Origin of the sequence: Centipeda felix (assembly GCF_900186465.1) — a bacterium.
GTDB lineage: Bacteria > Bacillota > Negativicutes > Selenomonadales > Selenomonadaceae > Centipeda > Centipeda felix.
In genome coordinates, this window is record NZ_LT891959.1 from 298,583 (window position 1) to 311,036 (window position 12,454).

At 55.7% G+C, this 12,454-nt stretch carries 9 protein-coding genes and 1 riboswitch; all 9 genes read right to left on the bottom strand.

Features of this window, described 5'->3' with window-relative positions; genetic code table 11:
• Nucleotides 1-11: 11 nt before the first annotated feature.
• Nucleotides 12-2,492, bottom strand: a complete 2,481-nt coding sequence (locus tag C1713_RS08795; protein ID WP_245871077.1) for a TonB-dependent receptor — start codon at nt 2,490-2,492, stop codon at nt 12-14.
• Between the two features lie 281 nt (nt 2,493-2,773).
• Nucleotides 2,774-2,948: riboswitch (cobalamin riboswitch) on the bottom strand.
• Nucleotides 2,949-3,040: 92 nt separating this feature from the next.
• Nucleotides 3,041-3,871 (bottom strand): TrmH family RNA methyltransferase, encoded by an 831-nt coding sequence (locus C1713_RS08800; protein ID WP_102493677.1) that lies wholly within the window; start codon nt 3,869-3,871, stop codon nt 3,041-3,043.
• Nucleotides 3,872-3,921: 50 nt separating this feature from the next.
• Nucleotides 3,922-4,275, bottom strand: coding sequence for a 50S ribosomal protein L20 (gene rplT / locus C1713_RS08805; RefSeq protein ID WP_102493678.1), 354 nt, complete (start codon nt 4,273-4,275; stop codon nt 3,922-3,924).
• A 50-nt stretch (nt 4,276-4,325) separates the two neighbouring features.
• Nucleotides 4,326-4,523, bottom strand: coding sequence for a 50S ribosomal protein L35 (gene rpmI / locus C1713_RS08810; RefSeq protein WP_039980908.1), 198 nt, complete (start codon nt 4,521-4,523; stop codon nt 4,326-4,328).
• Nucleotides 4,510-5,076: a translation initiation factor IF-3 gene (gene infC / locus C1713_RS08815; protein WP_009442622.1), complete on the bottom strand. Its 567-nt coding sequence runs from the start codon at nt 5,074-5,076 to the stop codon at nt 4,510-4,512. The genes rpmI and infC overlap by 14 nt, the downstream gene beginning before the upstream one ends.
• Before the next feature lie 195 nt (nt 5,077-5,271).
• Nucleotides 5,272-7,191: a threonine--tRNA ligase gene (gene thrS, locus C1713_RS08820; protein ID WP_102493679.1), complete on the bottom strand. Its 1,920-nt coding sequence runs from the start codon at nt 7,189-7,191 to the stop codon at nt 5,272-5,274.
• Between the two features lie 144 nt (nt 7,192-7,335).
• Entirely contained in the window at nt 7,336-7,692 is a 357-nt protein-coding gene (locus C1713_RS08825; protein ID WP_102493680.1) for a LysM peptidoglycan-binding domain-containing protein, read from the bottom strand.
• An 18-nt stretch (nt 7,693-7,710) separates the two neighbouring features.
• Nucleotides 7,711-7,872, bottom strand: coding sequence for a secretion protein HlyD (locus tag C1713_RS12465; protein ID WP_245871122.1), 162 nt, complete (start codon nt 7,870-7,872; stop codon nt 7,711-7,713).
• A 175-nt stretch (nt 7,873-8,047) separates the two neighbouring features.
• Nucleotides 8,048-12,355, bottom strand: a complete 4,308-nt coding sequence (locus C1713_RS08835; RefSeq protein ID WP_102493681.1) for a 2-hydroxyacyl-CoA dehydratase — start codon at nt 12,353-12,355, stop codon at nt 8,048-8,050.
• Nucleotides 12,356-12,454: the final 99 nt, after the last annotated feature.

The following is a 12,454-nucleotide window of genomic DNA, read 5'->3' on the forward strand; positions in this document are numbered from 1 at the left end:
TCGGTGATTCTTTAGAACTCATAGCGGAAGCTCATATAGTAAGTGCGTCCCTGCAGCGGATACTCGATATTTACCCAACTGGGTTCGCTTAAGTAACGCTGCACGCTGTGCACCTTTAGCTTCGACGCTGCATCGAACACGTCATTGCAGCCAATCGACAGCGTCATATCCTTGCGCGGCGACCACTTGAATCCCAAGTTGATTGTTTTCAACGCCGCTCTCGGCCTGCCGGCAAGTTCCTTTTCCACAGGATCCCTGACCTGCGGGATGGCATAGTGCGTGTAGTACTGCGAAACATAGTGCCCCTCACCGAAGAAGAGCCACTTCTCCGTCGGGCGATAGGTCAGTCGGAGATTGCCTTCCCACTTCGGTTGATAGGTTGGACGCACCTCGAACCAATCATAATGGACGCCCGGGGAGGAGTCCCTGCGCTGCGCCGCTATATTGAGGTACGTGCCTTCGAGGTCGAGATCGAATTTCTTCCAGTGGAAATTCGTCTGCAGCTCAATGCCGTGCGCCTTCCCGCGCATATCGTTGAAGTACGAGCTGTAGTTGAGTCCTGCACGGTAGAGGTAGAGCATGCGCTGTGTATCGCGCCAGAAATATGTGAGCGTCGTTCGATTATCTGCCCCAAGGAACTTGCCGTCCCAAATGGCACTGAGATCAAACTGCTTGCCATACTCGGGCTGTGGAAATTTCGCGCCGCTCCCCTTGTAATCCATTGGAGCCGGCATGATTCCTGCGCCGTCACCTGCGATTTCGTACATATTGAGCAGGCGGAAGTAGGTGCCGCCCGTCATACGCATCGTAAAGTGGTTGTTGAATTCTTTTTTTAATGCGAGCTGCCATGTCACCTTGGAATCCACCTGACTGTCCTCCGGGTGAACCCAGCGATATGTTTTGAGTGGATTGAATCGACCGAACTGACTGTATCCTATAATCTGTGAACGATTGTAGCGGATGGCAGGCGTCAGCTGCCATGAACGCTTCTTGTCAAGCGTAATTGTATCCTGCAGCTGCAAGTTAAAGATATTTTGATCGAACTGGTTGCGCATCTGTGCCCAGAGATTGCCGATACCCGCCTGCACGTCATCGATGACCTCATTAAGCCCATCGCCGTCAATATTCATGCGCTCGTGAGAGTAATTCATTTGGAAGTCGAGCATATTGTTCTTGCTGAGCTGATAGGTGCCATCCACCTGTACATTGTATTTCTTCGAGCGATAGCGGCTCCACTCCCGCATGGGAATCTTAATCATATAGCGCAGACCGTCGTGAATATTCTCGGCGCGGTAGTCCTTGCTCTGGGTGAGGTAGTCGACCATCCAGCCCCATTCATAGTTCTTCCCCATATAACGGCGCTGTACGAGCAGCTCCTTTGCACTGATTTTTTGATGCCGCTTGTCATATTTATAGAGATCGTATTCATCAACGAGGTGCCCAGGTGTAATCATATCAAAATAGCTTCGGTAGTCGACCCAGAGACTGTCGGGCAGATGGCGATCGACAGTCTTGTATGTTCCCTTGATCATCCAATCGTCATTCTGCCATTTGACAAGCAGATCCGAATTGCTGTAGTCATTGTATTGCCGCCGGCGGTGCGGATCATCCGCAGCAGTGACCAACCGCCCCCCATTGTCCTCCAGCCACTGGATGCAATCATCTACATTCTGCTGCCATGCTCCGGCGCCATGTGCGATATCAAACGCGGCTTTCCCTGCCGGTGTCATAGCGAGGTAGCCTTGGAGTTCTGTCCGTGTCGCAACGATCTGTCGTCCAATGTCGGTGTTTGTATAGAACTGCTCCGCCGCATAGCTGCGGTAGGGGAAGTCACCATCACGCGATTCGTGATTGTAGCCAAAAAGCAGGCTGCCGGCACCTAGGGGGGCTGTGATCTCAACGGAGGCTTTTTTCCCGCCGAAGGAGCTCGGTCCAATCTCGGCGGATCCATGTGCGCCCGTCGGTTTCTTCGTCACGACGTTGATGATGCCGCCGATGAAGGTGCCCGCAAAGCGAGCCGGGATGTAGCCGCGGTAGACCTCGATGCGCTCGATATTGCTGACGGGGATCGTCGAGATATCGACCGCCGCATCGCCGCCGAGGTTCGTCAGCACGCCGTCGACGAATACGCCGACCTGTGCTGCCGTCGAGCCGCGTACGGTGACCGTCGTATACTGCCCCTTGCCCTGCACCTCGCGTACATGCACGCCGGGAACCATCTTGAGAAAGTCAGGCAGTGTCTTTTGTTCGCCCTTGAACTCCTCCGGGCGTATAATGGTCACGGTGCCGGGGGAGAGAATATCTTCCCATGTGGGACGCTTCGCCTCGACGGTGATATCAGAAGTGCTATATTTCAACGGAGGACTCGATGATGTCGGCTCCATCTGAACCATGGCAGATGCCTGTTCTTCTTCCCCGCCAGTATCCGTTGCGGTACCTCTTGCTGCGGCAATCATCGGATGATGCAGCGCACCAGACAACAGCATACCCATAACGCCCAACACAAGCCGTCTTTGTTTCCGTCGAGACAACATAGATTATCCTCATTTCTGTAGAATTACCAAAATAAATAATCCCGTCATTATATTCAATCAATAGTATAGAACATACTGGACTCTCCTTTCAAAAAAATACCGCCTTCTGAACGAAGGCGGTCATATCATTTCAAAAAGGCGGCAGAAAATCCTGCCGAAGATACTCTGCTTCACAAAGAAGCAGAGATGATCCCCTTCCCATCGCTCGTAGGTACCGATTCCGAACAACGTCCGAATCGACGGTGATGTTAAAGCAGGCAATTCTCCTGGCTCAGATTCCTCACCCTGTCAAACCTTCCCAGAATTTCTTCCAGTGGCATACGATGACGGGGCTCCTCTTACAGTGGCGGGACCGCTTCGGCTTATACCGAATTCCTTATTAAGTCTTTCGACACCTGTTTCCTTACAATATGAATTTTTTCACTCTTATGATATTACAAATTAGTTTATTTTGTCAATAATATAAAAGAATCTTTTTATAGTTCTATGTGATAAAACTATATCTATTATATCCCTGCGTAGCTGCGCTGACGCATCGACTCATAGAGGATCGCTGTGGCGGCCGAGGCGACGTTGAGCGACTCCGCCTGCCCGCACATTGGGACGCAGAGGTGCTGACACGCGCCCAAGAGGCGCTCCGATACACCGTTTGCCTCGTTGCCGAGGACGACAATCGTGGGGCGGCACAGATCCGCTGCAAAATGCGTCACAGCATCGGCGTCGCACGCAGCCGCATAGAGATATAGGCTTTGCTCCTGTGCGAAACGCAGGAGTTCCTCATCATCGACGCCGCTGATAAAGGGAACGTAAAACAGAGAGCCCATCGTTGCACGGACGACCTTGCTGCTGTATACATCCGCACAGCCGCGCAGGAGTATCACGCCCGCTGTGCCCGCTGCATCTGCCGTGCGCAGAATCATGCCGACGTTGCCGGGATCCTGCACACGATCAAGAGCCAGATAAAACGGTACTTTCTCCGCCGCGTGTACGAGATCGGTCAATGATCTGCGGGGGGGACGCTGCATCAGCAGCAGGATTCCCTGCGGCGCGTCCGTCTCCGCGCAGGCGGCAAAGAGCCGCGGCGGGACACAGTTAACCGGCACGCCGCGCAGATGCAGCTGCTCTGCCAGTATGGCAGCTCGCTCCGCTGCCAAGGCACGCTCCGTCAATACGGCGTGTAGGATCTGTCCGTCTGAGCGCGCTGCCATCTCGGCAAGGCGCAGTCCCTCCACCAAGAATACATTTTCCTTGGCGGCGCGGCGCGGACTTCGTACCAGCACGGAGAGGCGGCGGATGAGTGGGTTCTCCGCACTCGTGATTGTCTCGATCTTTTTCATCGTATAAAAAGAGCCTGATGAATCCGATGACTCATCAGGCTGCTCCCATCTTACTGATTTTCCTTTGCGGCGTTCACAAGCTGCGTGAATGCCGCTGCATCGGCAATGGCGAGATCGGCAAGCATCTTGCGGTTGACCTCGACCCCTGCATTCGTCAGACCCGCGATAAAGCGGCTGTACGAGATGCCGTTCGCACGCGCTGCTGCATTGATGCGTGCGATCCAGAGACGACGGAACGTGCCCTTCTTTGCACGACGGTCACGGCGCGCATAGTAAAGCGCCTTCATGACGGTCTCGTTTGCCTTCTTGAACTGCTTGCTGCGCGAGCCGCGATAGCCCTTGGCAAGCTTTAAAATCTTCTTATGACGACGGTGTGCCGTAACACCGCTCTTTACTCTTGGCATAGCAATTCCTCCTGTTTCCTACCCACGTAGGGTTCTCTTCATTGCCCCGTTTATGCGTAGGGGAGCATCTTGCGGATGCGCTTGTAGTCCGAATTGTCGGCAAGTGCTGCCTTGCGCAGGTTGCGCTTGCGCTTCGGCGTCTTCTTCTCCAGAATATGTCTCTTGTACGCCTTGTTGCGGCGGAATTCTCCGCTCCCTGTTACGGTGAAGCGCTTTGCTGCAGCGCGGCGCGTTTTAATCTTCGGCATCGCCATTTCCTCCTTTATCTTCCTGCTTCGCGGGTTTTGCCGCCTTGGCGGGCTTCTGCACCTTCGGCGAAAGAATCATCGTCATATTCTTTCCCTCGAGCTTCGCACCGCGTTCGATCGACACGAGATCGCCCAGCCGTTCGGAGACGCGGTCGAGAACCACGCGCCCGAGTTCCGGATGGGAGAGCTCACGCCCACGGAACATGATCGTCACCTTGACCTTGTTGCCCTCTTCGACGAAGCGGAGCGCATTCTTCAGCTTGACATTAAAGTCATGCTCGTCGATGTTCGGACGCAGCTTGACTTCCTTGATGCTGATGGTCTTTTGCTTCTTCTTCGCTTCTTTCTCACGTTTCTGCTGTTCATAGCGGAACTTTCCAAAGTCCATGATGCGGCAGACGGGCGGCTTCGCCTTCGGCGCCACCTCGACCAGGTCGAGATGCTGCTCCTCCGCCATGCGAAGGGCATCGCGCGTCAGCATAATGCCAAGCTGTTCCCCCTCCGCACTGGTGACACGCACCTCACGGATATGGATTTCCTCATTGATTCGCAAAGATTCCCTGCTTATGGCAAGAACACCTCCTGGTACGGATGCGCATGATTACGCCATCCGGCAATAGAAAAGGGCGGCATAAAGCCACCCTCATACATTCTCTCATGCAACCCGTCAGACATCTATGCCCGCAGGTGAGAAGCGGTGGCTTCTGCTTTCAACGTGAGATATATTACCACAGATCGGAGTATCCTGTCAATACTCCAGTGCACGCGTCGCAATTTTTTCCTGTACGAGCGCGATAAAGTCCGCGACAGGCAGGACTGTGCTGTCCTTCTCTCCATACTTGCGGAAGGCGACTGTTCCGCTCTCCATCTCCTGATCGCCGACCACCAGCGTGTACGGCGTCTTCTTGACCTGGCTCTCACGGATCTTGTAGCCCGTCTTTTCGTTGCGTGCATCCACCTCGACGCGGAGGCCAAGGTCGAACATCTTCTTATACAGTTCCTCCGCGTATGCGGCATGACGCTCCGTGATCGGCAGGATACGTACCTGCACGGGTGCCATCCATACGGGGAACGCACCTGCATAGTTCTCGATCAGGATGCCGATGAAACGCTCAATCGATCCGTAGACCACACGGTGCAGCATGACAGGGCGATGCTTTTCGCCGTCCTCGCCGACATAGGTGAGGTCAAACTTCTCGGGCAGACTCATATCGAGCTGGATCGTGCCGCACTGCCACGTACGCCCGATGGAGTCGCGCAGGTGGAAGTCGATCTTCGGACCGTAAAATGCGCCGTCTCCCTCGTTGACGACATAGTCCAGACCACGGTTGTCCAGTGCCTTCTGCAGGCCATTCGTCGCCATCTCCCACATCTCGTCCGTGCCCATCGAGTCCTCGGGGCGCGTCGAGAGCTCCGCCTTGTACGTCAGACCGAACGTGCGGTAGACCTCGTCGAAGAGGTCAATCGTGTGCTGGATCTCGCCCTCGATCTGATCGGGGGTCACAAAGAGATGCGCATCATCCTGCGTGAAGTTGCGGACGCGGAAGAGCCCGTGCAGAGCACCCGAAAGCTCATGACGATGGACAAGTCCCAGCTCGGCAAGACGCAGCGGCAGGTCGCGATAGCTGTGCAGCTGGGAACGATAGACGAGCATGCAGCCGGGGCAGTTCATCGGCTTGATTGCGTAGTCCTCTTCGTCGATCTCCGTGGTATACATATTCTCGCGATAGTGGAACCAATGCCCCGAGGTCTCCCAGAGCTTACGGCTGAGGATCACAGGCGTGCTGATCTCCTGATAGCCGTAGCGGCGATGCACCTCGCGCCAATAGTCGAGCAGTGCGTTGCGCAGTGCCATGCCGTTTGGATGGAAGAATGGGAAGCCCGGTCCCTCCTCGTGCAGGCTGAAGAGATCCAGCTCTCTACCGAGTTTTCGGTGGTCGCGCTTTGCCGCCTCCTCCAACATGTGCAGGTAGGCATCGAGTTCTTCCTGCTTCTCAAACGCCGTGCCATAGATGCGCTGCAGCATCTTATTCTTCTCACTGCCGCGCCAGTATGCACCTGCGACACTCTGCAGCTTAAATGCCTTGACCTTGCCGGTCGAGACGACATGGGGGCCTGCGCAGAGGTCGGTGAACTCGCCCTGCGTATAGAGGGAGATTACCTCGTCCTCCGGCAGATCCTCAATCAGCTCCACCTTATAGTTCTCCCCCTTCTCACGGAAGAGTGCAATCGCCTCTGCACGGGGAATCTCACGGCGGACAAGCGGCAGGTTCTCTTTGACGATCTTCTTCATTTCCTTTTCGATATCGCGAAGATCGGCATCCGTCAGCTGGTGCTCCATGTCGAAATCGTAGTAGAAGCCGTTCTCGATCGCAGGCCCGATCGCGAGCTGCACATGGCTCTCCGGATACAAGCGCTTCACTGCCTGCGCCATGACGTGCGCCGCCGTATGGCGCAGAGCGTGGCGGCCGCCCTCATCATCAAAGGTCAGCACGCGCAGTGCAGCATCCTTCGTGACCGGCGTCGTCAGATCGACGACCTCGCCGTCGAGGCTCGCCGCAAGTGCCTTTTTCGCCAAGGAGTTGCTCATGCCCTTGACGACGTCCAGTATGCTCGTTCCTGCCTCTGCCTCGCGAACGGAGCCATCCGGCAGTGTCAGCTTTATCATAAAATGCTCTCCCTTCCAAATATACAAAAGCCCTGTCCCTGTGGGATAGGAAATCCATCCTCTCGGGGACAAGGCGACAGGAAGCACCGTGATTTCGTGCTCCCATAAGTTTCCACCCTAATCGGTAAGGTCATTATAAGGCGGTCAATTCTCTGTGTCAAGGGATTTGTGTTCTGCCATCGCCTGCAGCTGCTCTGATGGGGCAATCACGGGGATGCGAAGATGTCTCCCCGCATGGATTGTGCCGTCGGGCGGCAGATCGTTCACCTCAATGATTGCTTCCTCAAGATCCTTTGCCGTGGATTCTTTTGCCGAGTAGGTCTGTGCAATCGACCAGACGCTCTCCCCATGTGCTACGGACACTTCAACAAAGTCCGCCGAGCGCAGATAGGGATTCGTCAGATGCAGGGCAGAAACTCCCATCCAGATGAGCGCGATCACGCCGAAGAGAAGTCCGACGCGCTTCTTATTCACTGTTCTGCGTGTTTTTCTGCGTTTCATATCCGTACCTCCGAACACTCATATCGCATATATAGGAAGCACTGATAAATTCAGCACCGCCGTCTTAGTACATCTTTTTCGCCCTGTCTGTGTCGACAAATCCTCCACATAGCCTCTGCTATGCGTCCGGTTTGTCTCCTTGACAGGACAAAAAATCTGCACCAATCCGACGGACTTCATTTTATCAGCGATTCCTATATTCTCAAAACCTCTGTTCGTATATAAGATAACACAGAAAGAGTGTTCGGTCAAGTATTTTCGAACGCATCTTTGCGAAAAATTTGTTCGCAGAACGAGTTTTTGTAAAAAAAAGAGATGCTGCACATCGTACAACATCTCTTTGATAAACTCGGTACTATTTAGGCAAATTGACCGCCCGATCCATTTGCGCCTCAGGATGCTCCGCTTCCTGCGGGCGACGCTCCTTTGCCACGGCAAGCATCAGTTTCAGGCGATTGAGCTGGTTGACCTCACTCGAGCCCGCATCGCAGTCGATCGCCGTGATGTTCGCGCCGTGATACGCCTTACGCAGGTCGTGCATAACGCCCTTGCCCGTAATATGGTTCGGCAGACAGCCGAACGGCTGCAGGCAGACGACGTTGGAGACGCCCTCCTCGATGAGCTTTACCATCTCACCTGTGAGGAACCACCCCTCCCCTGCCATGTTGCCGAGGCTGACGTGGCGCGCCGCAAGCTCCGCCGTATGGTCGATGGACTGCGGCGGACGGAAGTGACGGCTTTCCTTCAGTGCCTTGCGCATCGGTGCGCGGAAGAACTCGATCACCTTGATAAACATACGTCCATAGAGACGATCCTTGTACGAGCCAGCGAGCAGCTTGTGCTGTGCGATCGGGTCGTAGGCGGAGTACAGAAAGAAGTCGACGAAGTCGGGCATCACGACCTCTGCCCCCTCCCCCATCAGTACCTTTTCGATGTCGTTGTTCGCGACGGGGTGGTACTTGACGAGGATTTCGCCGACGATGCCGACCTTTGGTTTCCACAAGGTCTCGTCGATAGGGATATGGTCAAAGTCACGCACAATGTCCTTCACCATGCGGCGGAACTTGAAGATGCTGCCGTGCAGCAGCTCCTCCTTTGCGCGCGCCATCCATTTCTCATACGCCGCCTGCGTACTCCCCTTGACCATTTCGTACGGCATCATGCGGTTGCGCACGTTCATCAGGAGATCGCCGTAGATCGCCGCTTTGATGGCGTCGACCATCATCTCGCGGTTGAATGCAAAGGAATCCGTCTCCTCGGGAAGACCGCGCACGGCAAAGACCGCAACGTTCGGGAAACCCGCATCACGCAGCGCCTTGCGCAGGACACCGAGGTAGTTGGTCGCACGGCAGGCACCGCAGGTCTGAAAGAGCGCAATGCTCGTGTGATCGGGATCGCATAGTCCCGCCTTCAGTGCGGCGAGGAGCTGTCCGATGACGACGATGGCAGGGTAGCACATGTCATTGTGTACGTACCGCAGACCAAGGTCAATGGCTGCTTTGTCCGGCATCGGCGGAATGACGACGTTATAGCCGTGCTTTCTCATCGTCGTACGGAACAGATCAAAGTGAATCGGCGCCATCTGTGGGGCGAGAATCGTATGCGTCTTTCGGCAGTCCTCGGTAAAACGCGGGCGCTCGATGACAGGTGCGTCATGGTAGACGGGCATCTCCCGGCGCGCGAGAGCCGCGATCAGCGAGCGCAGACGAATGCGCGCTGCACCGAGGTTTGACACCTCATCGAGCTTGATCATCGTGTAAATGCGCTCATGCGACTCGAGGATCTCGCGTACCTCTGTCGTCGTGAGTGCATCGAGACCGCAGCCGAAGGAACTCAGCTGGATCAGCGTAACATTCGGATGCTCCGCAACGAACTGTGCCGCATGATAAAGACGTGCATGATAACTCCACTGATTGACAACCTGCAGACGCCGTTTGCTGACCGGCATGTGGTATACTGCATCCTCGGAGAGAATCGGCAGCTTATAGGACTGGATCATCTCGGGGATGCCGTGATTGATCTCGGGATCAATATGATAGGGACGACCCGCTAGCAGGATGGCGTGCTCGCCCGTCTTTTCAATACGGTCGAGGATCTTCTGCCCATAGTCACGGACATCCTGACGATACTGCTCAATCTCGGCATAGCCGGCATCAACTGCCGCGGTAATCTCCGCCCTGCCAATGCCCTCGGCTGTTCCAAACTCCTCCACCAACCGCTCGATCATGCGCTTGCGGTCATTGATGGGCAGGAACGGCTGCAGGAAGCGGATGTGCCTTTCGCGCAGGACATCCATGTTGATGCGGATGTTCTCCGCATAGGATGCGACAATCGGGCAGTTGTAGTTGTTCGCCGACGAGTCGGTCTTGTCCTCCATGTTGTGCGGTTCGCATGGATAGAAGATCGTATCGACGCCCTTTTCGATGAGGTCGGCAATATGCCCGTGGGCAAGCTTTGCCGGGTAGCAGAGGGAATCCGACGGAACGGTCGCCATACCCTTATAGAACAGCTGAGGAGAGGACTTTCCTGAAAGAACGACGCCGTAACCAAGCCGATCAAAGAAGGTGAACCAGAACGGATAGTCCTCATACATATTGAGCGTGCGCGGGATGCCGATGCGGCCGCGGCGCGGTTCATCCGGCGACTTATAGTGCTTGAAGAGACGGCGATACTTGAACTTATAGATATTCGGCGTCTCATCCGCTGCCTTCTCGCCGCCGATGCCGCGCTCGCAGCGGTTGCCCGTAAAGTAACGCTCTCCATTGGGGAACTGCTGCATCGTGATGAGACATTTGTTGCCGCATTTTCCGCAGCGGTAAGTGCTCGTCTTGGCGGAAAACGCGCCCAGCTCCTCCGCGCCCAGCAGAGAGGAGTGCTCCGTCCCCGCCTCCATCGCAAGGATCGCCGCGCCGTATGCGCCCATCAGCCCTGCGATGTCGGGACGGATAACGTGCTTGCCGAGCAGGTTCTCGATGGAGCGCAGGACGGCATCGTTGTAGAACGTCCCGCCCTGCACGACAATGTGGTCGCCGAGGGCATGAACATCCTTCAGCTGCATGACCTTAAAGAGAGCATTCTTTACGACAGAAAGAGCAATGCCCGCCGAAATGTCGGCGACCTCCGCCCCCTCCTTCTGCGCCTGCTTGACCTTGGAATTCATAAAGACGGTACAGCGCGTGCCGAGGTCAACGGGTGCCTTTGCGTCGATCGCCTTGGCGGCGAACTCCGCCGGCGTCATGTGCAGCCCCTCGGCAAAGTTCTGGATGAAGGATCCGCAGCCTGCCGAACACGCCTCATTGAGCGTGATATTGCCAACACTGCCGTTCTGGACGAAGAAGCACTTCATGTCCTGTCCGCCGATATCGAGCACAAAGCTCACCTCGGGGCAGAACTCCTGTGCAGCGCGCAGGTGGGCGAAGGTCTCCACCTCACCGCCGTCCGCATGAAGTGCCGCCTTGACAATCGCCTCGCCGTAGCCTGTCGTCACAGCGCCTGCGATGTGACAGCCCGCGGGCATCACATCATAGAAGTCCCGCAGTGCCTCGATGACCGAGCGCAGGGGCGAGCCCTGATTGCTGCCGTAATAGGTGTGAAGCAGCTCCTTGTCTTTTCCGACGGCGACGAGCTTCGTCGTCGTCGAGCCGGCATCGATGCCGATCCAGACCGGACCGCGATAGGACGAAAGGTCACCGCGCCGTACGCGATCCCGATCATGCCGCTCCTTGAACGCGGCATAATCCGCTGCATCCTTAAAGAGCACAAAGTCCGCCGTACGCGTTTCCGCTGCCGCAGCCGCCTCCGCACGCGCAATACACGCCTCCATCTCCCGCATATCAGTTGCCTTGGCATCATCGGAGAGCGCCGCGCCGACCGCGACGAAATAATTCCCGTAATCCACATTGACGACGTGATCCTCGTCAAGCTTCAACGTCTCAATAAAGCGTCTTTTCAGTTCCGGGAGAAAGTGAAGCGGTCCGCCGAGAAAGGCAACCTTGCCCTCAATGGGACGCCCCTGTGCGAGGTTGCCGATGGTCTGATTGACCACCGCCTGAAAGATCGAAAGCGCAATGTCCGCCTTCTCCGCACCGTCGTTCATGAGTGCCTGAACATCCGTCTTGGCAAAGACGCCGCAGCGCGAGGCGATTGCATAGATGCGCTTTCCCTTTTCGGCAAGAGCATTCAGCCCGATTGGATCCGTTGAGAGCAGGGATGCCATGTGATCGATAAAGGAGCCCGTCCCCCCTGCACAGACACCGTTCATACGCTGTTCCGGCGCATCGCCGAAGTACGTGATCTTGGCGTCCTCACCGCCGAGCTCGACGGCTGTCGAAGTCGCAGGAATGAGCCGCCGCACTGCCGAGGCGCACGCAACAACCTCCTGCACAAAGGGCAGGCCGATGCGCTGTGCAATGCCCATGCCTGCCGACCCCGTCAGAGCAAACGAGAACTTCGACTCACCGACGACATCGCGCAGCTGGCTCAGGTTCTCCTGCAGCGCCTTGCCGATCTCTGAGAAATGCCGCGCGTAATTCTTATAGAGAATTTCGTGCTGTTCCCCCATAACGACCAGCTTGATGGTCGTCGAGCCGACATCTACACCGACGCGAAATGGTAATTCCACTATTACACCACCCATCATTTTCCATAGGAAAACGAGGGACATGTCCCTCTTTCCTTCATTCTGTATTAAATAGGAAAGCCCTTCTCAAGGCTTCCCTATTTTAACGTATTTCATAAAGAGATGCAAGCACAGACATCACAG

Excerpts from the sequence above, each read along its gene's own strand:
- C1713_RS08795 (WP_245871077.1), bottom strand. The coding sequence starts at position 2,492 with ATGGGTATGCTGTTGTCTGGTGCGCTGCATCATCCGATGATTGCCGCA.
- C1713_RS12465 (WP_245871122.1), bottom strand. The coding sequence starts at position 7,872 with ATGAAGTCCGTCGGATTGGTGCAGATTTTTTGTCCTGTCAAGGAGACA.
- C1713_RS08835 (WP_102493681.1), bottom strand. The coding sequence starts at position 12,355 with ATGTCCCTCGTTTTCCTATGGAAAATGATGGGTGGTGTAATAGTGGAA.
- rpmI (WP_039980908.1), bottom strand. The coding sequence starts at position 4,523 with ATGCCGAAGATTAAAACGCGCCGCGCTGCAGCAAAGCGCTTCACCGTA.
- C1713_RS08825 (WP_102493680.1), bottom strand. The coding sequence starts at position 7,692 with ATGAAACGCAGAAAAACACGCAGAACAGTGAATAAGAAGCGCGTCGGA.
- rplT (WP_102493678.1), bottom strand. The coding sequence starts at position 4,275 with ATGCCAAGAGTAAAGAGCGGTGTTACGGCACACCGTCGTCATAAGAAG.
- C1713_RS08800 (WP_102493677.1), bottom strand. The coding sequence starts at position 3,871 with ATGAAAAAGATCGAGACAATCACGAGTGCGGAGAACCCACTCATCCGC.
- thrS (WP_102493679.1), bottom strand. The coding sequence starts at position 7,191 with ATGATAAAGCTGACACTGCCGGATGGCTCCGTTCGCGAGGCAGAGGCA.